Source organism: Nitrospira tepida (assembly GCF_947241125.1).
GTDB lineage: Bacteria > Nitrospirota > Nitrospiria > Nitrospirales > Nitrospiraceae > Nitrospira_G > Nitrospira_G tepida.
On sequence record NZ_OX365700.1, the window covers coordinates 831,337 to 855,143 of the forward strand.

Here is a 23,807-nt window from a genome sequence, read left to right on the forward strand (position 1 = left end):
CGCCGCGGTTTGTTTGAAATGGCGATACCCCTATGCTACGATCCGCGCGTATGGGTGCATCCACCACGGCGAGACGCGGTGACGCCCGCAGAGTTGGAACTCCTCCTTCACATATCCGGCGCGAGATCGTTGCCGTTGTTCTGATCACGCTCGGTCTGCTGCTGCTCCTCAGTCTCCTGTCGTATATCCCAGGTGACAGACCGCCGAACAATGGCACCTCCGCGGGTCCCTCTGCGGCGTCTCCCAGCAAGAATTTGATCGGCACGGTCGGCGCGGCGACGGCCTCGGCCCTGTTTTGGCTGATCGGGGCGGGCGCCTACGTGCTGCCCCTGTTCCTGATCCATGTCGGCATCCGTTGTTTCATGCAGGATAACGTGACCGTGCCGCTGAAGACCGCGCTCTATTCCACCGTGGCGCTGGTCTCCCTCAGCGGCTTTCTGCATTTGGAGCTGCCCGGCATTCCGACGCTGGTCGGCGGCGTCGTCCAGCGGGGGCTCAGCGGCGGGGTCATCGGCCAGGGGCTTGCCTCGTTCCTCACGGCCTATTTTGCCAGCACGGGCGCCCACATCATCCTGTTTTCCATCCTGTTAGTGACGCTGCTGCTCTCCACCTCCACCTCGCTCGCCCATATGATGGACCGATTGTCCGGTTGGATGGAGCTGGGGCAGGAGGTCCAGTCGGCCCTCCGCGACTGGTTGGAAGAGCGCCTTGAGCAGCGGAACAAGCGAAACCGGCGGGCCAGAACGAAGCCGCCCAAGATCAATCGCTCGACGGCCGACAGCTCTGCTCCAACCGAAGAGGAGTTTGATCAGGAAGAGGACGAAGAGGCATTCGACCCGTCACTGCAGGCGCCGGTGGTCAGAACCGTCCAGCCCGCTCCGATCGAGGAACCTATCGAGCCGCCGCAACCGGCGCCGAGCGCCGTGCGGTCGGATTATCGTCTTCCCGATCCTCGTGAGTTGCTCGACGATCCGCCGCAGCAAACAGCTCGGATGACGGATCAGGAACTCAAGGCCCAGTCGGAGGTCTTGGCCAAGGCACTCCTGAGCTTCGGGATCGAGGGCAAAGTGACGGAAGTCCACCCCGGTCCGGTCGTGACGATGTATGAGTACGAACCGGCGCCGGGCGTGAAAGTCTCACGGATCGTGAATCTGGCCGATGACTTGGCCTTGGCCATGAAGGCGATGAGCCTCCGGATCGTGGCGCCCCTGCCGGGCAAATCGGTGGTCGGCATCGAGGTGCCCAACCGCCAGCGCGAAACCGTGTCGTTCAAGGAAGTGATCATGAGCGAGGCGGTCACCCGCTCCCGCTCCAAGCTGACGATGGCGCTGGGGAAGGATATCTTCGGCACGCCGGTGGCGGCGGACCTGCGGACCATGCCCCACGTGCTGGTGGCGGGCGCGACCGGCGCGGGCAAGAGCGTCAGCTTGAATACGATGCTGCTCAGCATCCTGTTCAACGCCCGGCCGGATGAGGTCAAGCTGCTGTTGATCGATCCGAAGATGTTGGAGTTGCAGACCTACGACGGGATTCCCCATCTGCTGCGGCCCGTCATTACCGATCCCAAGTCGGCGGCTCGAGGACTGGGCTGGGTCGTCCAGGAAATGGAACGCCGTTATAAGCTGCTGGCGGAAGCGGGGGTGCGCAACATCGAAGGGTACAATCGTTGGGTCCACAAGGAGCAGGGGGGAACCGCGGGCGAACCGGACAAGGGCGCTCCCGAGCAGCCGGAATTGCCGATCTTCTTGTCGGAAGAGGAGCGGCTTTCCGCTGGAGAGAGCGACCAGCCTCCCCTGCCGACCGGAGAGCTCGGTCCTCAACCCAAGACGCCGCCCGCTCCCTTGCCCTACATCGTCGTGATGATCGATGAGTTGGCCGACCTGATGATGGTGGCCCCGAAGGACGTGGAGGAGAAGATCGCCCGCCTGGCGCAAATGGCCCGCGCCGCCGGGATTCATTTGGTGCTGGCCACGCAACGTCCCTCGGTGGATGTGCTGACCGGGTTGATCAAGGCCAACTTCCCCGCCCGCATCGCCTTTCAGGTCGCCTCCAAGACCGATTCGCGGACCATCCTGGATGCCAACGGAGCCGAAGCCCTGCTCGGCCGGGGAGACATGTTATATATGGCCTCGGGGACCGGACGGTTGATGCGCATCCATGGGTCGTTCGTGGCGGACGAAGACGTGCGGCGCGTTGTGGCCGTGGTCAAGAAACAGGCAGCCCCGAGTTACACGAGCTCGGAGCAATTCCAGCGCCAGGAGGAAGCGGCGGAAGAGGAAGCCAAGGACGAAGTGTATGAACAGGCCAAGGAACTGGTCCTCTCGACAGGCCAGGCTTCGGCCTCGCTCATTCAACGGCGTTTGCGGGTCGGCTATCCGCGGGCGGCGCGCATGGTCGAGCAGATGGAGGCGGAGGGGATTGTCGGGGCGGCGGGCCGCGACGGCCGCCGGGAAGTGTTGGGCCGGCGCGGCCCGGTCGGGCAGGCACATGGAGAATAGGCTGCACGGAGAGTCATGATGGCGTCGGGGTCGAATCGAACGAAGGAGCAGAGGCGACAGGATCGCAGCCGGCGGATGGTCATCGTTCTATGCACGTTGTCACTCGTCCTGCTTGGCCAAGGCCTGCTAAGCGGCCCGAGCCCGGCTCAAGAGGACAAGGCGGTTCAGGAGATCAAAGCCGTCGTCAAGAAAATACAGGCCCGTTACGAGCAGACCAAGGACTTGCAGGCGGACTTCGCGCAGAAGACCAGGGTCGAGGGGTTTGCGACACCCATCACGTCATCCGGCCGCTTGTTTTTGAAGCGTCCCGGCCGGTTGCGGTGGGACTACGTCGAGCCGAACCGCGAGGAGATTTACGTCAACCAGGACGACGTCAAGATGTACGTGCCGGAGCACAGCCAGGTGCTGATCGGCAAGCTGACGCAGATGGCCGCCTCGCAGGCGCCGCTCCAGTTGCTCCAAGGAATCGGCAAGATCGACGAGGAGTTCAACGTGGCGCCCGCGCCGAATCATGCGCGCGGCGCCGGCGGGCTTCCGCTGGTGGTGCTGACTCCCAAGACGAAGGACCAGCAGGCGGCGCGACCCTTCCAGCAGATCGTGCTGGAGGCGGACCCCAAGACCCACTATATCAAGAGCCTGACCCTGCACGAATTGAGCGGCAATGTGGCGACCTTTGAGTTTTCCTCCGTGAAGCCGAACACGGGATTGCAGGATGGGCTTTTCGACTTCACGGCGCCGGCCGGCACCGAGGTGGTGCGGGCGCCGAGTTTTCGCGCTCCGTGAACGGCGCCCTCAACCATCAGCGAGCCAATATGAAATTAGCTGACACCCTGAAAGCGGATCTCGGAGCCGAGATCGAACAGGCCATTCGTTCACTGGATTTTGACGAACTGCGGCAGACCTACTGGCGGCAGGGCGAGTTCCTCTTCATCAAGGAATTTCTGCCGCGTGAAATCGTGGAGCAGTATCTGGTGCCGCAGGCGCAGACGGTCAAGCCCTTGGTCAACCGCAACTATGTTCCGGGGCATAAGAAGGGCGGCAGCGTCAGCTATTTTCAGGTCATCGACCGGGCCCCGCGCTTCCTCGAACTCTATCGATCGCCAGCCTTCCTCGAATTCCTGAACCGTCTGGTCGGGGCAAAGCTGATGTTGTGTCCGGACAGCGATCCTCATTCCTGCGCCCTCTACTATTACACGGAAGCGGGGGATCACATCGGGTACCACTACGACACGTCCTACTACAAGGGCGCGCGCTATACCATTTTGATGGGGCTCGTCGACCGGTCGGAACATTGCCGGCTGGTCTGCCAACTCCACAAGAAGGACCCGGCAAAAACCAGCGACGAAATGCGACTCGCGACCGGCCCCGGCGATCTGGTCATCTTCAACGGCGACCGGCTCTGGCACGCCGTCACGCCGTTGGCCGAGGGGGAAGAACGGATCGTCCTTACCATGGAATATGTCACGAACCCCGACATGAATCCGGTCAAGCGGCTCTACTCCAACCTCAAGGACGCCGTGGCCTATTTCGGCTTGAAGGCGTTTCTACCCCGACGCCCCGCCTCCTCCTGACAGGCTTATATCGACTCTCAGACGGATCTCAACGCCGCTGATGGAGGATGAAACCATGCGCATGAAGAACCCCCCGCATCCTGGCCGCATCATCCGGCAGGAGTGCATCGAGCCTCTGAACCTGACCGTGACCGCCGCCGCGAAGCACTTGCGCGTCACGCGGCAGGCCCTTAACAATCTTGTCAACGAGCGGGCCGGGGTTTCGCCGGAAATGGCCATCCGCCTTTCCAAAGCGTTCGGCGCCAGTCCCGAAGTCTGGCTTGGCCTTCAGCTCGACTACGATCTGGCCCATGCCGCCAAGCGCGCGGCCGGCTTGAACATTCCTCGTATCGAGCCGCGGGAAACTACGCCGGCGGCCTAGCTAGCCCACATTATTCATGACGGTTCGTGACGAAACCGCCAAGATGCCAGGCGAGACGGGCACGCGGAGCCGCGAGGGAGGAAGGCATACTTGAAACAGTATGTCGACCGACCGAGCGACGAGCCTGCCCGCTTGGCTGCAGGAACCTGGCAGGCAAGCTTGTCGCAGCGGCGTATCGGCGGTTGCAGTAGAAGCGGTCATGAATAATGTGGGCTAGGGCGGCATCCCCCTCACCCTCTCCTCTCCCGGTGGGAGAGGAGAGGGCGCTGGTCGATCCCGTCTCGTCGTCACTCGTCATCCGTCAATCGCAGCGGAACAGAGTTCAAGCCGGTCTCCTCCCTTGAATGACCAGTGACGGCTGCCTATTGACCAATGACCATTGACGAATGACGTTTGACGCTTGCCGCGTCGCTGCTACGCCGTTCCGCCGGGCCGCGGCTGATCCGGCTGATTGATCGGCAACGTCACGAAGAAGGTCGTGCCCTCCCCGACGCGACTTTCGACCGAGACGCGCCCCCGGTGCAACTCGACCAGGGATTTGACGATCGACAACCCCAAGCCGGCTCCGCGCGCCTCCGGCGGGACGGCTCCTCCTCGGAAAAACCGCTCGAACACCTTCGGCAGCTCGTCCGGCGGGATGCCGCAGCCGGTGTCGGTGACGGAGATCTGCACCTGCTCCGGTTCCACCAAAGAGGTCTCGACCGTAATCCGACCTCCGCGCGGCGTGAACTTGGAGGCGTTGCCGACCAGGTTCGTCAGGATCTGTCCCAACTTGTCGCGATCGGCCCTGACGACGAGCGTCGATCCGACCGAGCGGGTTTCGATCGCGATGCCCTTCTCCGAAGCCGGGCGGCGGAGATCGTCCACGACCTCCTCGACCAGTTCGGTCAGGTTGACGGAACTCCAATGCACTTCGACGCGGCCCGCCTCGATTCGGGAGAGGTCAAGCAGCTCCGCGATCATATGGGTGAGCCGATCGGCGTTGAACTTCACCCGGTTGAGGTAATGGCTCTGCTTGTCGGTCAGGGGGCCGGTCAACCCGTCGAGCATGTTGTCGACGTAGCCGCGGATCGCCGTCATGGGGGTGCGCAGTTCGTGGGAGACGATCGACACGAACGCGGATCGAAGCTTGTCCAGTTCCCTCAACCGTTCATTGGCGGCGAGCAGCTCTTGCGTCCGTTCACGAACGCGGTGCTCCAAACTCTCGGTCAAGTTTTCCAACTGATGATAGGTCCTGGCGTTGTCGATGGCGACGGCCACATGGCTCGCGACCGTGGTCAACAGGTCGAGATCCTCCTGGGTGCAGCGGGAGTCGCCCCGGTCGCCGGCCAGGTACCCGAGAATGCGCTGTTGCGTCCGAAGCGGCGCCATGACGAACGACCGGACCTGGATCCGCCTCATGATGTCGAGCGCAGGCGGATACACGCGCTCAGACACAGCTTCGAGATCCTGGACCAGTAGCGGTTTGCCTCGGATCAAGGTCTCTGCGCCCAGGGTATCCTGGTCCCGGACCGGAATGTCGATCTGACCCCAAAGCCGAACAATATCCTCCGGGATACCGGAGACCCGGACCAGCCGCGCGTGGCCGCTTTCTTGGTCGTAGAAAAAGAGCGCCATGCGGGCGAAGCCCAGATTGTCCGTCAGCAACTGGAGCACCGTGCTCAGCAGCCGGTCCAGTTCCAGCGTCGAGGTGATGACGGCGCCGGCCTGGTTCAACGTCGTCAATTGCCGGACCTGCCGGGAGATCGTTTCCAGGTTTCTGGAGATGGCTTGATCGCGGTCCTTCAGCGACTGGGTCATGCTGTTGAACGTCGTGGTGAGTTCGCCGACTTCATCGTCCGTGGTGGGCTGGACGGTGGCCGACAGATCCCCGCCGCTGATCCGCCGAGCGATGACGGCCAGCGACCGCAGCGGGGTGATGATCCGATTCGTCAGCAGGATGGTGCCGGCGATGCCGCCGAGAATGATGAGCATCGTGAGCAAGGCGGAGGTGCGGACGGCCTCCATCAGGGCCTGGCTCAGGCGCGATTCCGACAGCCCGACTTGGATGAGCCCATAGATCCTCGGCGAGGTCTCGGCGCCCTTCCGGGGCGGCGCCAGGGTCTCCTGGCTTTCGAGCGACGGCCCCTCGAGCAAGAGGTCGCGATCGGCCGGCTTGGTCACCGGGAGCGCCAAGTCATAGACGCCTTCGCCGCCGACGGCCGAGGGCCACAGCGGATTGCCCCGTTCCGCCACGCGAACCTGCGGGTCGCTCCCTTCCCGAGCGGCCATATAGGAAAGGATCGGCTCCGTGGTGGAGGTTTGAAGCAGACGGGGCGCCAGCGTGGGATCGGGATAGAGCGGCGTCTTGGGCGATCGGACCCGATGCGTGCCGTCGGTGAACGCGCCTTTGGTCTTGGCGACGAGCGGTTTGCCCTCCGAATCGGAAATCACGACGTAGACGACGTCTTCCACGGCGAGCGCGACGTCCGCGAATTCGGTCAGCGTCAGCAGGTCCTCGGTGGCGATGGCGAAGCGCACCCGGGGATTGAAGGTCAGGTTCTTGACGAGAATCCTCCCGATGTTGGTCAGTTGCTGCGTCATCGTGGCCTGTTTGTTGTAGAGAAAATACCAGCTCAACCCCGAGCAGGTGACAATGATGATCAAGCTGAAAAAGACCACGAACCGCGTCCTCAGGCTGAGGAAGCGTCCGGGGAGGCCGGGGCCTGCAGCAGGGATCTGTGATCGGGGCGACGTCATGGCATCCTCTAATAGCGCTCGTCCGCGCGTCGCTCGATCTCGGGAGGAATGTCGAGGCCGAGGAAGCGAGCGGTCTTGAGGTTGAGGGCCAGATTAAAGTGATCGGGGACCGTTTTGACGGGCGGCACGACCTGCCGGTCCAGAATGCGCTTGGACAGCCGCGCCGCTTGTTTGCCGATGTCGCGGTAGTTCACGGACAGGCCAAGGAGCGCGCCCCGCTTCACGAACTCCGACGAAAAGCCGAAGACCGACCGGTTGGCGTCCAAACTCTCCTGGAGGATGAACGGCAGGGACTCCTCGCTCAGCACGGTCGTATCAGGGACCAGCCAGAGGGCATCGACCAGCGGAAGCAGGGTGCGCAGCATCGGAGGAATCTCGCGCTCGGAGGAAATCGGCTGGGCCAGCAGCTCGATTCCCTGCTGTTTCGCGACAGCGGTCGCCTCCTGCAGCAGCCGAGCGGTCTTGCCGGGGTCGTACAGAACGCCCACCCGTTTGAGCTTCGGCAGGATCGTTTTCATCGTGGCGAATTGCTGGGCCGGCGGGACTTCGAGCGAGATGCCGGAGAGGTTCGGCGCGGAGAGGTCGTATTTGTCGGGGTCGAGCACCAGACAATAGACGACCGGGACATCGAGGACTTCGAGCTTGGCAGCGAGCGCGGCCTTCACGCCCACGGCCAGCACGAGCGAGGCGTCGGAGGCGCGGATGCGGCGCGCCAGCTTGCGCCCCCGTTCCAGGTCTCCTTCCAGATCGTATTCGCGGAGAGTGAGGTTGTCGTTCGTGGCGGTGGAGCGGAAGCCTTCGACGGCCTGATTATAGGCCGACAGGTCGGAGGATTTGAGGATGGCGATCTCAGTGGCCTCGCTCTCGCCCACGGAATGGAGAGACACCAGCCAGGCGAAGGAGAGCGCCAGGACCAGCGGCCATGGGGCGGGACGCCATCGGTTCACGGCAGGGCCGGCCTTTCCGGAGCAGCGGGACGGACCCACGCGGGTAGAGATTCCCGCAGTGGGTCACGGCAACAGGCCTGCCCTTGTGAATCGAGGCTCCTCATTCGCGGGTCCGTTCGGTGATGTCTTCGGCCAATCCCGCCACCCGATAGACGCGACCGTCGCGATTGAGAATGGGAAAGGCCCGGTCTCGGATCACCCGGATCGATCCGTCCGGACGGATGATGCGATAGGTCTCGTCATAGCGCCCGGGGACCTGCTTCGTCAGCGCCGCTTCCCGCACGCGGGACTGATCGTCCGGATGAATCGAATCCATCCAAGAGCCGGGGTAGGCGTAGAGGCTGCCGCAGGACCGACCCCAAATCGTTTCATAGGCCGGGCTGACGTAGAGGATGCGCGTCTTCTCGGGGTCCGACAGCCAAAAGACCTCGCGGATGTGTTCCGCCAATTGGCGAAACATTTCCTCGCTTTCGCGCAAGGCCTCCTCGGCCCGCTTGCGGTCGTTCACGCACTGCAACGTTCCGGCCATCCGCACGAACCGCCCCTGGCTGTCCCAGATGGCCTGGCCCCGCGATCGAAACCAGCGGTATTCGCCTCGCTTCGTGCGCAGCCGGTATTCCACGTCATAGGGGCGCCCGCCGTTGATGTGGGCGGAGAGGGCTTCGAACACCATCTCCTTATCATCCGGATGGAGCCGCGACGTCCAGCTTTCCAGCACGTCCGGAAATTCCTGCTCTCCATAGCCGAGCAGGGCTTTCAGGCGCGGCGACCACCAGACCGGCGTGTCGGGCGACGACCAAGGTTGCCCCGGGCGGGGATGGCCGTCCCAGAGGCCGAGGTTCGATCCGTTGATGGCCAGCTCCAGCCGCTCTTCGCTGATGCGCAGGGCCTCTTCGGCCCGTTTGCGTTCCGTGATGTCGCGGATGATCCCGCTGAAGAACCGGCCGCCGGCGCTGGTCCAGGTCGCCAACGAGAGCTCAAGGGGAAACTCGGCGCCGTCGCGCTTCAGGCCATGGAGCTCGATGGGTCTGCCGATCAAACGGCTCTGGCCGGTCTGTTGCAGCCGCAACAGGCCGGCGGCGTGGGCGTCACGGTAGCGGGCCGGCATGAGCACCGTCAATGGCCGACCCGCGAGGTCTGCCTCCCCGTAGCCGAACAGCTCGGCGGCCGACTTGTTGCAGGAGACGATCATCCCCTCCTGATCGGCGACCACGATCGCGTCCGACGCCGACTGGACGATCGCGCGGAACCGCTCCTCGCTTTCGTTGAGCGCATGCTCGACCTGCCGCGCCTTGACCGCCAGCGCCTGGACGCCCACAGCCCGGCGCAATGTCGCGCGCAGCTCATCCCGGTTATAGGGTTTGGTCAAGTAGGCGAAGGCCCCCTGCATCAGGGATCCGATCGTCCGCTCGGAATTGGTGAAGGCGGTGAGGATGATCACCGGCAGCGTCGGGTCCATCCGTTGAAGCGACTCCAGCACGGAGAGGCCGTCCAGATCGGGCAGGCCGAGGTCGAGAATGACCGCGTTATAGTGGCGATCCTGCGTCTGAGACAGGGCTTCGGTGCCGGTGCCGACGAACTCGACCTTGTACCCGTCGTGTTCCAGCAGCTCCTGCAATGTGAAGCCGATGTCGGGATCGTCGTCGACGATCAGAATGGAGCAATCGGACGTGGATGTAATCATGGCTTCCCTCCATACCAAGCTTGCTAGACCCGGCGGCTCATCGGGCGAAGCCCCTCTTCATTGACGCCGCCGGAGAAATACCTCTCGTGATCCTTCTCGCGCTGTTCTTCATACCAAGCTTGCTAGACCCGGCGGCTCATCGGGCGAAGCCCCTCTTCATTGACGCCGCCGGAGAAATACCTCTCGTGATCCTTCTCGCGCTGTTCTTCATACCAAGCTTGCTAGACCCGGCGGCTCATCGGGCGAAGCCCCTCTTCATTGACGCCGCCGGAGAAATACCTCTCGTGATCCTTCTCGCGCTGTTCTCCATACCAAGCTTGCTAGACCCGGCGGCTCATCGGGCGAAGCCCCTCTATACCAAGCTTCGCTTGAACCGCGGGCCTCTTTATCGTCGTATCGTAATTGCGGCCAGCGGAGAAAAACCTCCAGCGATTCGTACCTTCTGATCCAAGCTTCGCTTGAACCGCCGGCCATACCAACCTTTGGTTGAACGGCGGGCTCTTCATCGATTTATCGAAACGACGCCCGCCGAGACGCGCCGCCAGTGATGTCTATCGCCTTTCTCCGAACCCTTCTTCGTTTGAACCGCCGCCGGCGAAACGCCTCATGGAATGCTCCTCTACTTCAAAAGCTCGCATGCAGCCCGATGAAGATGCGCCGTCCCGGCTCGGGGAAGCCGGGATTCCGCGCATAGTCGGAATCCAACAGGTTTTCGAATGCAAGATAGGGCTTGAGGCCTTTTCGGACCTCGTACATGAGCTTCCCGTTCAGCAGGAAAAAGTTGGTGTAGGTCGGCAAGCGGCCCGGCGAAAAATCCGCATTGGTGAACGGCGAGCCGTCGATATAGGACAGTTGCAGAAAGCCGCTGAGGCCGAACGGAGCCTGATAGATCAGCCGGGAGTTGACCTGATGGTAATAGGTGGTGCCCGGCGCCTGGCCGCGGCTCTCGAAATCAATGTTCGTGTAGGTGTAGTCCGCCGACATCGACAGGCCCTTGACCAGCCTGGCCGTCACTCCGGTCTCGATACCCTGGCTGAGCAGGGACGTGAGGTTCTGGTCTTGGGTCACGTTGCCGGGCAGCCGGACGAAGCCGATGACATCGCGAAGGTCGTTGCGGAACCACGTGACGCTGACCTGCACCCGGTCGCCCCAGAAATACTGGTCCGCTCCCGCCTCGACGGCAAAGTTCCGTTCCGGTTTCAGTTCCGGGTTGCCGATCCCGCTGAAGACGTTCAGGAGCCGGGGCAGGCGGCTCTTGTCGCCGATGGCGGCATGGAGTCTTGTGCTGGTGAACGGCTGGTAGACGACGGACCCCCGCGGGTTGACCGAATCGATCGTGCGCCGCTGGACGTACAGCATGTCGTAGTTGAGGCCGGCGGTGAACAGCAGGTTCGAGACTGGGGCATATTCCGCCTCGGCGAAGAAGTCCGTCGTGAATGACTCCTGATCTTCCGTAAACGCGGGATTCACCCCTTCCCGTTGATGGCGGTCCTGCTTCAGGAACGTGCCGGCCTTGAACCGGACCTGCTTGGTCAGGTCATAGGCCGCTTGAAGATTGGTGCCGTAGACGTCGTTCCGGTCTCGGCTGATGTCGGTGTATTGGGAGAACAACTGGTTCGGATAGAAGACCAGGTCGTTGCTGAAACGGTCGTAATAGACGTTGCCCCGCAATTCCAGCCGGTCGAACAGCCGGGTCGTTCCATAAAGATCCAGATATTGCCGTTTCCAGGTCGGGAAATTGGTGAAGTTCAACCCCCCGCCCAATCGCCCGCCGCTTTGCAGGTTGATGTTCACCGGGTTTTCGAGGTCCGCACTGTAATAGCCGGCTTGGAAGGCAATCCGGCTGGTCTTGGAGAAATCGTATCCGAGGTTCAGGGAAATGTTCCCCTTTTCATAGGCTGAGTTTTCCCGAAAGTCATTCGGCTGCACGGGCGTCGGTTGAAAATCCGAGGACAGGGGAAAGCCGTTGCTCCGGCGATAGCTCCCGGCGAGAAAGTAATTGAAGCCGCCCTTCCTGCCCCCATGTTGCAGCCAATAGTCCTGAGTGTTGTGGCTTTCATAGGAGGCCGTGAGCCTGGTCGTCGGCACGGCGGTGCCGCGCTTGGTGACGATGTTGATGACGCTGCCGATGGCGTTGGGACCGTAGGCGGCGTCCACCGGGCCCTTCACGACCTTGATCTTGTCGACGTTGTCGATCGGCAAATTGTTCAAATCGACGTCCCCGAAGAACGGATCGTAGACCGGGCGTCCGTCGATGAACACGATGGTCTGCCGCACGGTCAGGCCGCGGATGACGGCTGAGGAGGGATTTTTGCCGCCTCCGACCGACAGGAACAGCCCGGGCACGAATCGCAAGGCGTCGGCCACGCTCCGGGCGTTCTGGTCGAGAATATCCTGGGCCGTCACCTCAAAGACCTGCGAGGTCGGCCCCAACGTCTGCTCGGTTGAGGGCACCAATTCGCCCATCTGAAACAATTCCGGGTTCTGCTCTTCGCCCATGAACGCAAACAGGTCCTTGGTCTCTTGAGACTCGGCTGCGCCGGCCGGTGAATCCATCACGAGAATCCCGATGAGACACATGATCAGCAACCAGGTTACGAACATACGACCTTCTATGGCGTGAGGCGCCACGCCTGCTCCCCTGATCCGGTCCGCCACCCGTCGCCCAGGCGGTTGAACAAGTCGGCCAACCTGCCGCCGTGGCTCTTGGGATGCGACGGGTGATCACCTCATGGTCTCGTCGTCTGCGTCAAACGTCAGTCGTCAATCGTGGAATGATGCAGGGGAGGGGGTGCGAAGACTTGCCAGTCCTCTCCGCCTGACGAATGACGACTGACGGATGTCCGCTCGCCCGCGACGGCTTCCTTGCCGATCTCTTCGATCTCATGTCGATTCCAACCGCCCTTCGCGCGTCTGGTCGGGCGCCGGCTTGCGCTGATAGGGCGTCCGTTCGATCGCGATCCCGATCGTGCCGATGATCTGCCCGGCGTCGTTCCGGAGGGGCTCCACATGCGTGTGGAACGTGAGGCCCATCCAGTCCTGCTCGTAGGTGATGGATTCGCCGGCAATGGCGCGCCGGTGCGCGGCGATCGCCGGGAAGCTGTCGTCCCGGCTGTCGAAGTAGTCGTACAGGGTCGTCCCCACCACCTCGTTGGGCCGATGGCGGAGCAACGTCAGGCCGGTGCCCAGCGAGGAGGTGAAGCGCAGGTCCCGGTCGGTGGTCCAGAGGATGCCAGGCACCTTGTCGAGCAACAGGTGCAGGCCCTGTTCGCGATGGTGCAGCGCATCCTGGGCCTGTTTGCGCTCGCTGATGTCTTCGCAGACGATCATGATGAGCGGCCGGTCCGCATGGTCCCGGACGACGCGCGCGCGTTCCTTCACCCATATGACGGTGCCGTCCTTCCGGACCTTGCGGAATTCCCAGGTCAGCACGTGTCCGTCCAGGGCCAGGCAGGAGGCGAGATGACGCCGGATCGAGGCGCGGTCCTCTTCATGCACGACCGTGAAGACCGGCTGGCCGATCAGCTCGGAGACCGCATACCCGAGTTGGTCCGCGCCGAACCGGTTGACGGATTGCACCAGGCCTTCGGGATCGACCGTGAAGTACATCGAGGGGTTGTCGTCATACAGGACCCGGTATCGTTCTTCGCTGAGTTGGAGCGCCTCTTCGGCCCGTTTCCGCAAGGTGATGTCCCGGATGATCCCGCAGAAGAACGTGCCCTGTTGGCTGGTCCAGGTGGTGAGCGTGAGCTCGATCGGAAATTCGCTCTCGTCTTGCCTGAGCGCGTGCATTTCCACCGTCTTGCCGAGGATGCGGGATTCCCCGCTGGCGGCGAACCGATCCAGGCCCCGTTGATGGGCCTCCCGATAGCGGGCCGGCATCAGCATCGTGAGGGGCTGTCCCGTCATTTGCGGTTCCGTCCGGCCGAACAGCCGTTGGGCGGCCGGATTGCACGACAGGATGATGCCCCGCGCGTTGGCCAGGATGATCGCGTCGGTGGCCTGTTGCACGACCGATCGGAATCGTTCTTCTTCGGCGGTCCTGGCCTGATCCTGGGTTCTCCCGCGAAGCGGCGGAGTCCGGCCCCCGACGGCCCGGCGCAGCACCGACCGCAGCTCCTCGCGATTGTAGGGTTTGGCCAGGAACGCGAAGGCCCCCTGCCCCAGGCTGGCCACCGACCGTTCAAGGGTCGAATAGGCGGTCAGCACGATGACCGGCAGGGTCGGCACCATCGACAGGATCGCGGTCAGCACTTCAGACCCGTCGCAATCGGGCAGGCCGAGATCCAGCAACACCGCCGCGAACGACCGCTCGGAGACGCGCGCGATGGCCTCGCGCCCTGTCTGGACCGACTGAACCTCGTAGCCGTCGTGTTCCAGCAGGTCGATCAGGCCTGCGGCAATATCCGGGTCGTCGTCCACGATGAGCACGGCCGGATGGGGCAGGAGCGGATCATCGACAATCATGAGCAACCTCCGCGGGTCTTCGAATGTGAAATGGGGAATGTGGAATGCGAAATGGGAGACGAGGAATGCTCAACGGACGATTCAGAATGAGAAATGTGAAATGAGGAATTCTTAGCATTGGGAGAAGAAGCGCGCTTGTGTGAACCGAGGTTGTGGCGCGTCGTCAACGTGATACGGCTGAGGAGTGCGACCAGTTCTTGGCACGCCGGGGGCAGCCGGTCGATGTCCGGTTCATCCATCGCGTTGGATTCCTGGATAAGCCGCAACCAATAATGGGTCTCGCGCGCTTCTTTCAAGGCGATGGACATTTTCGCGAGACAATCCTTCTTGCCTTCTCCCTCACTCCTCATTCCCCATCCCTCATTTCCCATTCCTCACTCAGCACTCGTCTTCGATTCTCCCCTCATCCCGCCTTCTCCCCTCGGGGGAGAAGGGAAGGTTGAAGGGGGCATTCTCCAAGCGCTTGACCGCTGTCCGACAACTTCTGTACTCTGTCCGACAGGAGGTTTCACGATGGCTCTTGTTCAAGTGTCTGCTCGGCTGAATCCGTCCCAGTTGAAGCGAGCCAAGAAGGCCCTCGGCACCAAGACGACGAGCGAAACCCTTCAAAAAGCCTTGGACCTGGTCACCGAAAAGGCGGCGCACGATTGGGTGATCCAACGGTACAGCGGCGTCGGGAAACCGGATGCCTTCAAGCACGCCTAAGTTCGCCATTCTCGACACCTCCGTTTACATTGAGAACTTCCGAACCGGCCGTTTCGCATTTCGGATTCTTCAGTCTCCATTCGTGGTCCGATGCTCGGCGGTCGTGCTGCATGAACTCCTTCGCGGAGCGCAATCGAAGCTTGAGCGTCGGTTCGTGATGGACTTGATGAATCGATGCCAGATCATCACCCCCGCCGAAGGTCATTGGTTTCAGGCCGCTGAGACTCTGAGTGTGATGAGGAAGCGCGAGCACGACGACCGCTCCAAGGTGCGCGACTTGGCCATGGATGTATTGATCGCGCTGTCCGCTCGCAGCATCGGAGCGGCCGTGATCACCTGTAACAAGGCCGATTTTCAAGCTATCCACCGCCATCTGTCTTTCCATCTGGTCTACTGGGACTAACCTGGCTCCTCTCTCATTCATCACTTCTCATTCTCCATTCCACACTCAGCATTCCCATGGTCTCTCCACAAATGCCCATGTTTCTGCTATGGTGATCGTCCGGCTCGCGGGGCCTTGCTTCAACGTGGAGGTGTGGTCTATGAGAACGTTTGCCGCGTATTTGGAATGGGATCCGGACACACAAATGTATGTGGGGTTTGTGCCGGGCATTTCGGGAGCACATACCCAGGGCAAAACACTGGATGAACTCCACAAGAATCTGAAAGAGGTTCTGGAGTTATGTCTTGAGGAATATCGGGCAAGCGGAGAGGAACTCCCCCGGTTTGTTGGTTTGCAGCAGATCGAGGTCGCTGGATGACGAGACTGTCCATCGTAGACTGCAAGACCATGGAAAAGATCCTTCTGCGATTGGGATTTGCAAGCGTCAGACAGAAAGGCAGTCATGTGTTCTACCGTCATCCGGATGGCAGGACGACGACCGTGCCGCATCACCCAAGCCAGGATTTGGCCCGTCCTCTGGTGCGTGAGATTCTCCGAGAGATCGATCTCACGCCGGAACAGTTTCGCCGCGAGTTGGACAATCTTTAAGGCATCGGCGCTGCCGAAATAACGACGCGCATGATCGCGCTCCTCGCAGCGGCGAGGCATGGAGAGTGGCTCTCCTAACTTAGTCTTTATCATTTCTCATTCCCCATTCCTCATTTCACATTCCTCATTCATAACTTCCTTTTCAGAATCTCACCGTCAGCCACCCCATCACGCGGCTGCCGATCGTATCGCCGAGCGGATGTTCCTTGTGCTTGTCGTTCAAGGCGTTAAAGACCGACACCGCCGCCTCGGCCTCCCGCCGATAGCCCGCCGCCGCCCGTTGTTGCCAGAACCGGTAGGCGCCGCGCAGGTTCAGCAGGTCGTATGAGCCGACCCTGGAATCCACGACCGGCCCGCCGAACGGCACCAACAGCGGAAAGGTGGACCCGATTGGATAGGTGGCAGCCCCCACGTGGTGCCAGGCGACTTCGCCGTTCCAGCCGTTCTCCCAATCGCCCCGCATCCCGGCATTGAACTTGAGACGAGGAGCGCCGCGTTGAAAGGCCGGACTGTTCGTCTGGCCGATCTCCTGATAGGTGACATTGGCGAAGGCGCTCAGCCAACTCGCGGCGAGTATCTCAAAACCCGCTTCCGCGCCGTAGATGTCCGCCTCTCCCCCGTTGGCATTCTGTTGCAAGGTGGGGGAGAGCGGCGTCGTGTTGATAAGGTCGCTGATGTGGTTGAAGAACAGGCTGCTCTGCAGGGTGACTCGGCGCCAGCGGCCCTGGTAGCCAACTTCATAGGACACGATCTGTTCCGGGTTCAGTCCGCGGTTGCCCGTCAGGGTCACGGTGGGCAGACCGGTCGAGCCGGCAAAGATGCGCCGGAGGTCCTCCTGCGTCTCGAACAGCGTGGGGGGGCGATAGGCGACCGAGACGTTCGCGCGCAGGGTCTGGCCGGGCGCGAGCGTATAGATCAGCGCCAACCGGGGGCTCACGGTGTGATGAATCTCGGTGTGCAGGTCGTACCGCAGGCCGCCGACCGCGACCAGCGCCGGCGCGATGCGCCATTCGTCTTGCACGAACAGCCCGAGCCGGTCCTCCCGCCCGAAGGCCGCCGTGCAACTGCACGAGAGGGAGTTGTGCCGGTAGTTGATGCCGTAGGTCACCTCATGGGCATCCCAGAGGCTGATGGAATGTTGGGCTTCGATGTTGTAGGTATTGCCGGTGAAGGCCAGCAACGTGGACCCGTCGCGGGTCAGGACCTGCGTCAATCCGTCGAGAGATGGATGAGACAGGGCATGGCTGTCGGTGTAGAAGCCGCTCCAGAAGGCGCGGATCGTGAAGTTGCCCTGTTCGTAAGCGACCTGCGAGTAGGGGAGCGAGACGCCGGTTTGGAGGATGTTGGCGCCCTGGCCGGCAAGCGGGCCGTCGAATCGGTTCGAGTCGGCCAACCCGCCCGAGACGAGGAGGCGCGCGGAGGAGGAGAGATCGTAGGCCGTGTGCAGGTTAAACCGATAGGTGCGCGCAGCCAGCCCGTCCCGATTGCGCCATTGCTGGTTTTGATCTTCTCCGACGGAGAGGCGATAGCCGAACTTGCCCTGCGTGCCCGCATGCACGGCGGCACTGGTCACGGTGCCCAGCTCGCCCGCGCCGACCTGTACCGTGGTGCCCCGCATCTCCTCCGGCGATTTCGTGATGATGTGGATGACGCCGTCGAACGCGTTGAATCCGTAGAGGGCTTCGATCGGCCCCTTGACCACTTCGATGCGCTTGATCTCGGGCAAGGTGATCGGAAAGGATTTCCAAAACATCGTGCCCTGCACGTCCACATAGACCGATCGCCCGTCGATCAACACGAGCAGCTTGTTCGCCAACACTTGATTGTCGCCCCGCACGCTCACGTTGAAATCGGCGCCGGTGGTCTGCATGACGTCGAGGCCCGGGATGCGGCGCAACAGCGTGGGGATGTCGGTCGCGCCGGAATGGCGGATGTCTTCGTCGGTCAGCACGTACACGTTGGAGGGCGAGTCGGCGATCGAGGCAATGCGCCGCAAGGGCGTGACGACGCGATCGTCTTTGAGGAGCGCCATCTCCTCGCTGACGAGCGCCAGGTCGTCTCCTGCGAGAGCCGAAGCGGCAGTGCCCATCGAGACTACTCCTGCGATCACGGCGGACGCCCACCTCAGAGAGGCTGTCTCCTTGCGCCCGCCGGCCTGTCGATTCCCGTTCCGAGCCATCATCAAGCGGAGGTGGTACAGGATGCGTCCGCCCTACATCAGTGGCCCGGAATCTCTCGGATCTCAGAGGCCAGAGCAGTCCAATCCTGCTATCGCGTGCGCGCTTTCCTAGGGCAAGAGTCGTGCTACGAATCGAGAAGGGGCAGGTAGAGAGGTCATTCTAGAGAGTGTCATAATAACAACGGGTTAGAAGTAATGGCCGGACCTCTTTCGGGTGGGGAAATCAGAACACGCATCAAGTCGTTTATCCATCTGGATACGGTTGCCGGATACGCCCTCTCACATTTGGATAAGGTGGGAACCGGTCAGCCTGTGAACGCTCAGGCCGGCGCGGGGAAAAACACCCCGCGCCGGTTCATGCAGAGGGTCTCGACCAAGGAAGGATCGGAGCCATTCGCCCCAAATCAGGCTGGCTGATCGAGGCTCAGGTCAAGGTCGAGGTCAAGGTCCAACCTGCTCCCACTGCGCCTCGCGAACGGGAAAGGTCGAGAGGGGGCGGGAGCCGCCTTTCATCTTCCGAGGTCTGCCGCACTTGAGTTCCCCCAGGCGCGGCGGATAGGGCCGTCCATGCCGTTGCTCCATCCGAGCGAGGGATTCGCAGAGCGCGGTCTTGATCAATCCCGTCAAGGTCACGCCGGGCGTCCAATAGACGGTATTTCTCAACTGATCCAACAGGTCAACCGGCAGGTTCAGCGTCACGCGCCGGTAATGCCGTGGTTCGGCCGGCGAGGCCGCATCGCTTGAATCCGCTCCGGTCGATCCGGAAGCCATGAACTGGTCAGCCCTGGCCTGCATGAGCGTGTTTTCCATCGATCGATCCCTCCAAAGAAGCCCTCATGATGGTTGTGGATCATGTCGATCGGGCGGCGTCGAAGCCCGTCCGATCTATGGAAGACCCACCGGGGTCTTGGTTCGTTCCTTTCGAGGTCGCCCCTCCCACAACGAGAGCATCAGGACCCAGACCAACCCGACAACTCCAGCCAATAGACCGAGAAACACCAATTCGGAATCCATAAGCCTTCCCCTGTTCTCTCCCACCGTTCGGTGTGACGGAATGAATGCCCTTCCGCCGGGAGTCGACAGATGGTGGATTCTTTGTCCGGGTGGTGTCGCAACACCTGTGCCAATGGGGAAACCGGTTCCCTGTCGAATCCCGTCCAGTGGAATTTGAGGAATCCTGCGCGGTTTGAGGGGATTGCCCCCTCTCTTGGTCAGGGACGAAGATCCCGACGGATGGGCGAACCGCCGACTGTATCCAAACCGATCCACGACTGTATCCATTCGGATAACATCGATCGGCTGTCTGTGCCGTGAAACGAAGACAGGAGCGGCCTTGCGCCTGCCGGTGGATCCCTTGTCGAGCAGCAGGGCCGTCAGTTCGGGGAAGCTGTCGGGCAGGGAGAAGGGGTGAAATAGAGCAGGTAGGTGGCCATGCCGTACCGCTCCTGGCTATCGTGAAGAGGCCGATGGTACACCATGGTCAGGCGGTAGCGGTCGCGCCGGTTGATCGGGAACCCAGTGATGTCGGAAAAGACCTGTTCCGCCGAAAACCCGAGCAGCTTCCCCGCCTCATCCAGATCCGGGGCCGTCCGCAAGAGCGTCGTCCGTGAGGAGAGGTTGTCGAGGAACATGAGGGCGAGGTAGTCGTGGGCATGGGCATAGGCGAATTTCACGCAGCCGTCGAAGGGAAACGAGACCTCGGTCGAGCGGGTCGTCACGCCATGCGGGAGCCGCAACCCTTCATCGGTCTCCTCCGTTCCCGCCTCGGCAAAACGAAGGTAGCAGTCAGACGTGACGCTGATGTGGTGCGTCTCCATCGGGATCACCGGAGCGCCGGCCGGAGCCAAGTGCAGCGTGAGACGGATCACGACGCCCCGTCTCGGCTCGACATGGTCGTAGAAGGACGCGACCGCGAGCAGTTTGGCGCCCTTCGCCACCGCGACGCCGTGGCCGGGAGGAAAACGAACTTCCGTCATTTCCACGCCCGATCCCCCGAGCAAATAGGGCGCGCCCCTGCAGAAGGTGCTGGGCCTCGTGGTATCCAGCACCGACACGTGGTGGAGATAGTGTTTGGGCAACGGCAGGCCGTCCGATGTGCCGACCGAGGCCTGGTAGCCGACGATCACGAGGTCGGTCGGCACGGAGAAGACATGGGCGGGGACCGGGACATGCCCTTGCGCGTGCGCTCCGATATCGAGCGGGCCGAACGTCACGGTGACCTGGCTGTCCTGCCAGGCGACGGAACTTGGGACCTGGGCCGACAGTTGCGGCAGGTCAGGGGTCGCGTGATCGTCGGCTGCGCTTGGGTTGGTCCCAAAGGCGGCCGGCGCCATGAGAACTGCAAGGCCAAAGCTCAGGGCGAGAGAGCCGTGCGGGCGCGATTTGCCGACGGGCAGGCAGCTCATGGATCTGTGTGCCTCGAAGGAGTGTGAGTGGGCGCGGCCGTGCGATTGGCTTGATCCGGTTCTGGTTCGGCGCAGGGACCGGCTGTCAGGTACAGAATGTAGTTGGCCATGCCGTAGCGCGGGATCCGGTCATGAAGCGGACGGTGAGAGATCATCGTCATCTCATAGGCCTCGTCCTTGGAGACGGAAAATCCTCGTGCGCTGCTGTAGACCTGGCTTGGCGGAAAGCCGATCAAGGTGCCGTCCTTCGTGGTATGGGGGGCGGTTCTGAGCAGCGTCCGGCCGGAAGTCCGGTTCTCCAGCGTGAACAGCACCAGATGGTCGTGCCCGTGGGGGTAGGCGTATTTGACGCAGCCGTCCATCCTGAAGGTTACCGGGGCCGTGACGACCGACAGCCCCTGCGGGAGCGGCAACCCTTCGTCGGTTTCTCCCGGCGCGCGCCGATCGAGTTGGCGATAGCAGCCCACGTTGATGCCCATGTGGTAGACCTGGAGCGGCGTCAGGCCGGCGCCGGCCGAGGCCAGGTACAGCGTGAAGCGCGCCACGACCCCCGTCGTGGCCGGTGCCCCGTGATAAAAGGCCACGACGGCCATCAACCGATCGGCGGCCTTGATCTCGACGCCGTAGCCCTCGGGGAACCGGGCGTCCGACATCTCCAGGCCCGCGCCGGCGAGAAAATACACTTCGCCGGGACAGGCGGGGCTTTCCTTGTTGGGATCGATCAGCAGCAGATGGTGCAGGTAGTGCCGCGGCAGCGGGGTGCCGTCCGTCTTGGACAAGGAGGCGTGGAACCCGGTCAGGAACGTATCGCGCGGCACTTGGAAGACATGCGGCGGCAGGGAAGCGGCCAATTCGCCGTCATGGCCGGTCGGCAGATCAAGCGGGCCGAAGGTGATGGTGATGCGATCCGGCTCGATTTCGACCGAGACCGGTGCCGCCGGCGAGAGAGCGGGGACGACATGGTCGTGCGGCGCGCCGGTCGCCCAGGAAGCCGGTGCGCCGGCGATCGCAGTAAGAAACAGCAGGCCCGTCGCTGCGAAACCTGTCAGGTTGGAAGCGCGCCGCCTCATCGTCTCTCTGATATGGCGTCCTCTCACCGCCTCCTCTCCCCACGGAGGCGAGGGATTAAGTACGGCTCTCCAAACTCAGCACTCAGCACTTAGAGTCTGAGTGTCAGCCAGCCCATGACGCGGCTCCCAATCGTCTCCCCAAGCGGATGTTCCTGATGCCGATCGTTCAGGGCGTTGAACGCGGAGACCGCCGCCTCTGCCCTGTCCTTCCAGAATCGATAGCCGACGCGTATATTGAGCAGGCTGTAGCTGCCCACCATCGGATTCAAGAGGGGCACATTCAGCGGGGGGCCGGAGAGGTCGCTGAAGGCGGTGGAAATCGGGTAGGTCGCAGACCCGTAATAGTGATAGACCACTTCCCCGTTGATCCCGTTCTCCCAATCCCCCTGCAGGCCGGCGTTGAACTTGAAGCGGGGCGCGGCGCGGCGAATCTCGGTGTTGATTGACTGGCCGATCTCCTGGATCGAGTAGTTGGCGAATCCCGACAGCCAGGAGGTGGCCCGGAACTCAAGGCCGAGTTCGCCGCCATAGATATCGGCGGCGCCCTGATTGTTGACGAAGACAACGGTGTTCCCTCTGGTCTCCGGCTCGATCAAATCCGAAATGTGGTTGAAGAAGACATCCGCGCGAGCGCGCAACCGGTGTCGCAGGAACCAGCCCTGGTAGCCCAGCTCATAGGAAATGATTTGCTCGGGGCTGAGGTTCGACGACCCCTTGATCGGCAGCGGGCAGGGCGGCGGCACGGCGAAGGGAAGGCATGGCACGCCGAACAGGGTCGTGGTCTGGAGGATGTCGTTGTGCGTTTCCGTCAAGGTCGGCTGCCGGTAGGCCAGCGAGATGGCCGCGCGGAACGTGTGGTTTTCGGCCGGCCGATAGATGAGCGCCGCGCGGGGGCTGATCGTGCCGGGAATCTCCGTGTGGAGATCATAGCGAAGCCCGGTCACCAGGGTGACCTGGTTGGTGGGCATCCATTCGTTCTGGACATAGAGGCCCAGCCGGTCTTCCCGGCTGAATTGGTCGATCCAATTATCGGACAGCATATTGTGGCGGTAATTGACCCCGTAGGTCAGCCGATCGACGGAACCGAACTCCAGCGCGTGCTGCGCTTCGATATCGACCGTATCCGCCTTGGTCGACCGGATCGGATTGCCGTCGCGGCTCGTCACGCGGAGGTTGCTGGTGCCGCCTGGGCCAAAGGCGGCCAGGGTGGGAAAGGTCAACACGTTGCTGTCGCTCGTGAACTTGCGATAGAAGGCCCGCACGAAGAAGTTCTTTCGTTCGTAGCCGACCCGGCCGAAGCCGTCGACCGCCGGCGTCAACGGGGTGACCGTATTGGTGAAGGGGCCTTCATTGCGGTTGGCATCGACCAGGCCCCCTTCGAGGAACACGCGGGACTCGGGCGAGAGCCGGTACTCCGTCAGCGCATTGAACCGGTCTGAGCGAAAGGAGAGGGCGTCGCGATTGCGCCATTGGTTGGTCTGATCGTGCCCCACCGACAGGCGGTAGCCGAACTTATCGACCGAGCCGGCCTGCGTGGCGGAGGCGGTGATGGTGCCGTATTCGCCTCCGCCGAATTGCAGGGTCGTGCCCTTCATCTCCTGGGGCGTCTTGGTGATGATGTTGATGACGCCGTCGAACGCGTTGAACCCGTAGAGGGCTGAGGCCGGGCCCTTGAGCACCTCGATCCGTTTGATCTCCGGCAGGGTGATGGGAATCACCTTCCAAAACAGGGCGCCCTGGATGTCCAAGTAGATCGAGCGCCCGTCGATCAAGACCAGCATCTTGTTCGCGACCGTCTGGTTGTTGCCCCGCGCGCTCACGTTGAATTCCGAGGCCGACATCTGCATCACTTCGAGGCCGGGCACGCGCCGAAGCACGGTCGGCAGGTCGATCGCGCCCGACATCCGAATGTCGTCGTCGGTAATGACATAGACGTTCGAGGGAGCCTCGGAGATCCGCTGGGCGTGCCGGCTCGCCGTGACGACCGTCTCTTCCTCCTTGGCGATGCCCAGCGTATCTTCTTCCGCGCGCAGATCGTGCCGGCTGGAACCGGACGGCGTGTCCGATTGGGCTGACGCGCGGAGCGGCGAAGCGAACCCGAAGAGGACAAGGAGGGCGAGCAAGGCCAAGTGAAGGATCACGCTTGGTCCTGGGCGAGATAGTCGGTATGGAGTCACAATCTTCGGCGCG

General features: G+C 62.4%; 20 protein-coding genes. 9 read left to right on the top strand and 11 right to left on the bottom strand.

Annotation, left to right across the window (positions count from 1 at the left end; translation table 11 throughout):
* The first annotated feature begins 50 nt into the window (after window positions 1–50).
* The 4 genes from QWI75_RS04005 to QWI75_RS04020 are packed head-to-tail and all read left to right on the top strand — an operon-like array spanning window position 51 to window position 4,430.
* Window positions 51–2,498, top strand: coding sequence for an FtsK/SpoIIIE family DNA translocase (locus QWI75_RS04005; RefSeq protein ID WP_289267399.1), 2,448 nt, complete (start codon window positions 51–53; stop codon window positions 2,496–2,498).
* A 15-nt stretch (window positions 2,499–2,513) separates the two neighbouring features.
* Window positions 2,514–3,281, top strand: coding sequence for an outer membrane lipoprotein periplasmic chaperone LolA (gene lolA / locus QWI75_RS04010; protein WP_289267400.1), 768 nt, complete (start codon window positions 2,514–2,516; stop codon window positions 3,279–3,281).
* A gap of 29 nt (window positions 3,282–3,310) precedes the next feature.
* Window positions 3,311–4,069 carry a 2OG-Fe(II) oxygenase family protein gene (locus tag QWI75_RS04015; protein WP_289267401.1) on the top strand — a complete coding sequence of 253 codons (759 nt, stop codon included), beginning with the start codon at window positions 3,311–3,313 and terminating at the stop codon, window positions 4,067–4,069.
* A gap of 55 nt (window positions 4,070–4,124) precedes the next feature.
* Window positions 4,125–4,430, top strand: a complete 306-nt coding sequence (locus QWI75_RS04020) for a HigA family addiction module antitoxin (RefSeq protein ID WP_289267402.1) — start codon at window positions 4,125–4,127, stop codon at window positions 4,428–4,430.
* Between the two features lie 414 nt (window positions 4,431–4,844).
* Here the strand turns inward: QWI75_RS04020 and QWI75_RS04025 are convergent, their stop codons facing one another.
* The 3 genes from QWI75_RS04025 to QWI75_RS04035 all read right to left on the bottom strand — a co-directional run bounded on the left by QWI75_RS04025 (window position 4,845) and on the right by QWI75_RS04035 (window position 9,800).
* Entirely contained in the window at window positions 4,845–7,091 is a 2,247-nt protein-coding gene (locus tag QWI75_RS04025; protein ID WP_289267403.1) for a HAMP domain-containing sensor histidine kinase, read from the bottom strand.
* An 86-nt stretch (window positions 7,092–7,177) separates the two neighbouring features.
* On the bottom strand, window positions 7,178–8,116 hold the full coding sequence (locus QWI75_RS04030) for an ABC transporter substrate-binding protein (RefSeq protein WP_289267404.1): 939 nt from the start codon (window positions 8,114–8,116) through the stop codon (window positions 7,178–7,180).
* 100 nt (window positions 8,117–8,216) lie between these two features.
* The gene (locus tag QWI75_RS04035; protein WP_289267405.1) at window positions 8,217–9,800 is read right to left on the bottom strand and encodes a PAS domain S-box protein; all 1,584 of its coding nucleotides are present in this window, start codon (window positions 9,798–9,800) and stop codon (window positions 8,217–8,219) included.
* An 86-nt stretch (window positions 9,801–9,886) separates the two neighbouring features.
* On the opposite strand from QWI75_RS04035, the gene QWI75_RS04040 reads away from it, so the two are divergent.
* Window positions 9,887–10,246: a hypothetical protein gene (locus QWI75_RS04040; RefSeq protein WP_289267406.1), complete on the top strand. Its 360-nt coding sequence runs from the start codon at window positions 9,887–9,889 to the stop codon at window positions 10,244–10,246.
* A 178-nt stretch (window positions 10,247–10,424) separates the two neighbouring features.
* Here the strand turns inward: QWI75_RS04040 and QWI75_RS04045 are convergent, their stop codons facing one another.
* The 3 genes from QWI75_RS04045 to QWI75_RS22645 form a co-directional block, all read right to left on the bottom strand.
* The gene (locus QWI75_RS04045; RefSeq protein WP_289267407.1) at window positions 10,425–12,404 is read right to left on the bottom strand and encodes a TonB-dependent receptor plug domain-containing protein; all 1,980 of its coding nucleotides are present in this window, start codon (window positions 12,402–12,404) and stop codon (window positions 10,425–10,427) included.
* A gap of 279 nt (window positions 12,405–12,683) precedes the next feature.
* The gene (locus QWI75_RS04050; RefSeq protein WP_289267408.1) at window positions 12,684–14,267 is read right to left on the bottom strand and encodes a PAS domain-containing response regulator; all 1,584 of its coding nucleotides are present in this window, start codon (window positions 14,265–14,267) and stop codon (window positions 12,684–12,686) included.
* Window positions 14,264–14,638, bottom strand: coding sequence for a four helix bundle protein (locus QWI75_RS22645; RefSeq protein WP_370693544.1), 375 nt, complete (start codon window positions 14,636–14,638; stop codon window positions 14,264–14,266). The genes QWI75_RS04050 and QWI75_RS22645 overlap by 4 nt, the downstream gene beginning before the upstream one ends.
* Before the next feature lie 142 nt (window positions 14,639–14,780).
* Here QWI75_RS22645 and QWI75_RS04055 point away from each other — a divergent pair, with 142 nt between their 5' ends.
* From QWI75_RS04055 to QWI75_RS04070, 4 genes are all read left to right on the top strand, one after another.
* A complete protein-coding gene (locus tag QWI75_RS04055) occupies window positions 14,781–14,972 on the top strand; it encodes a hypothetical protein (RefSeq protein ID WP_289267409.1) in 192 nt (63 codons plus the stop codon).
* Entirely contained in the window at window positions 14,953–15,375 is a 423-nt protein-coding gene (locus tag QWI75_RS22650) for a PIN domain-containing protein (protein WP_370693545.1), read from the top strand. The genes QWI75_RS04055 and QWI75_RS22650 overlap by 20 nt, the downstream gene beginning before the upstream one ends.
* Before the next feature lie 139 nt (window positions 15,376–15,514).
* Window positions 15,515–15,733, top strand: a complete 219-nt coding sequence (locus QWI75_RS04065; protein ID WP_289267411.1) for a type II toxin-antitoxin system HicB family antitoxin — start codon at window positions 15,515–15,517, stop codon at window positions 15,731–15,733.
* The gene (locus tag QWI75_RS04070; RefSeq protein WP_289267412.1) at window positions 15,730–15,963 is read left to right on the top strand and encodes a type II toxin-antitoxin system HicA family toxin; all 234 of its coding nucleotides are present in this window, start codon (window positions 15,730–15,732) and stop codon (window positions 15,961–15,963) included. The genes QWI75_RS04065 and QWI75_RS04070 overlap by 4 nt, the downstream gene beginning before the upstream one ends.
* A gap of 142 nt (window positions 15,964–16,105) precedes the next feature.
* Here the strand turns inward: QWI75_RS04070 and QWI75_RS04075 are convergent, their stop codons facing one another.
* The 5 genes from QWI75_RS04075 to QWI75_RS04095 all read right to left on the bottom strand — a co-directional run bounded on the left by QWI75_RS04075 (window position 16,106) and on the right by QWI75_RS04095 (window position 23,758).
* Window positions 16,106–18,052 carry a TonB-dependent receptor plug domain-containing protein gene (locus QWI75_RS04075; RefSeq protein ID WP_289267413.1) on the bottom strand — a complete coding sequence of 649 codons (1,947 nt, stop codon included), beginning with the start codon at window positions 18,050–18,052 and terminating at the stop codon, window positions 16,106–16,108.
* A 531-nt stretch (window positions 18,053–18,583) separates the two neighbouring features.
* Window positions 18,584–18,952, bottom strand: a complete 369-nt coding sequence (locus QWI75_RS04080) for a hypothetical protein (RefSeq protein WP_289267414.1) — start codon at window positions 18,950–18,952, stop codon at window positions 18,584–18,586.
* A 563-nt stretch (window positions 18,953–19,515) separates the two neighbouring features.
* Window positions 19,516–20,475, bottom strand: coding sequence for a hypothetical protein (locus tag QWI75_RS04085; protein ID WP_289267415.1), 960 nt, complete (start codon window positions 20,473–20,475; stop codon window positions 19,516–19,518).
* A 68-nt stretch (window positions 20,476–20,543) separates the two neighbouring features.
* Window positions 20,544–21,617 carry a hypothetical protein gene (locus tag QWI75_RS04090; RefSeq protein ID WP_289267416.1) on the bottom strand — a complete coding sequence of 358 codons (1,074 nt, stop codon included), beginning with the start codon at window positions 21,615–21,617 and terminating at the stop codon, window positions 20,544–20,546.
* Window positions 21,618–21,706: 89 nt separating this feature from the next.
* Entirely contained in the window at window positions 21,707–23,758 is a 2,052-nt protein-coding gene (locus QWI75_RS04095; RefSeq protein ID WP_289267417.1) for a TonB-dependent receptor plug domain-containing protein, read from the bottom strand.
* Between the last annotated feature and the right edge of the window lie 49 nt (window positions 23,759–23,807).

Coding starts and splice junctions, on each gene's coding strand:
- QWI75_RS04005 (WP_289267399.1), top strand. CDS start 51: ATGGGTGCATCCACCACGGCGAGACGCGGTGACGCCCGCAGAGTTGGA.
- lolA (WP_289267400.1), top strand. CDS start 2,514: ATGATGGCGTCGGGGTCGAATCGAACGAAGGAGCAGAGGCGACAGGAT.
- QWI75_RS04015 (WP_289267401.1), top strand. CDS start 3,311: ATGAAATTAGCTGACACCCTGAAAGCGGATCTCGGAGCCGAGATCGAA.
- QWI75_RS04020 (WP_289267402.1), top strand. CDS start 4,125: ATGCGCATGAAGAACCCCCCGCATCCTGGCCGCATCATCCGGCAGGAG.
- QWI75_RS04035 (WP_289267405.1), bottom strand. CDS start 9,800: ATGATTACATCCACGTCCGATTGCTCCATTCTGATCGTCGACGACGAT.
- QWI75_RS04045 (WP_289267407.1), bottom strand. CDS start 12,404: ATGTTCGTAACCTGGTTGCTGATCATGTGTCTCATCGGGATTCTCGTG.
- QWI75_RS04050 (WP_289267408.1), bottom strand. CDS start 14,267: ATGATTGTCGATGATCCGCTCCTGCCCCATCCGGCCGTGCTCATCGTG.
- QWI75_RS22645 (WP_370693544.1), bottom strand. CDS start 14,638: ATGGGAAATGAGGGATGGGGAATGAGGAGTGAGGGAGAAGGCAAGAAG.
- QWI75_RS04055 (WP_289267409.1), top strand. CDS start 14,781: ATGGCTCTTGTTCAAGTGTCTGCTCGGCTGAATCCGTCCCAGTTGAAG.
- QWI75_RS22650 (WP_370693545.1), top strand. CDS start 14,953: ATGCCTTCAAGCACGCCTAAGTTCGCCATTCTCGACACCTCCGTTTAC.
- QWI75_RS04065 (WP_289267411.1), top strand. CDS start 15,515: ATGAGAACGTTTGCCGCGTATTTGGAATGGGATCCGGACACACAAATG.
- QWI75_RS04070 (WP_289267412.1), top strand. CDS start 15,730: ATGACGAGACTGTCCATCGTAGACTGCAAGACCATGGAAAAGATCCTT.
- QWI75_RS04075 (WP_289267413.1), bottom strand. CDS start 18,052: ATGGGCACTGCCGCTTCGGCTCTCGCAGGAGACGACCTGGCGCTCGTC.
- QWI75_RS04080 (WP_289267414.1), bottom strand. CDS start 18,952: ATGGAAAACACGCTCATGCAGGCCAGGGCTGACCAGTTCATGGCTTCC.
- QWI75_RS04085 (WP_289267415.1), bottom strand. CDS start 20,475: ATGGCGCCGGCCGCCTTTGGGACCAACCCAAGCGCAGCCGACGATCAC.
- QWI75_RS04090 (WP_289267416.1), bottom strand. CDS start 21,617: ATGAGGCGGCGCGCTTCCAACCTGACAGGTTTCGCAGCGACGGGCCTG.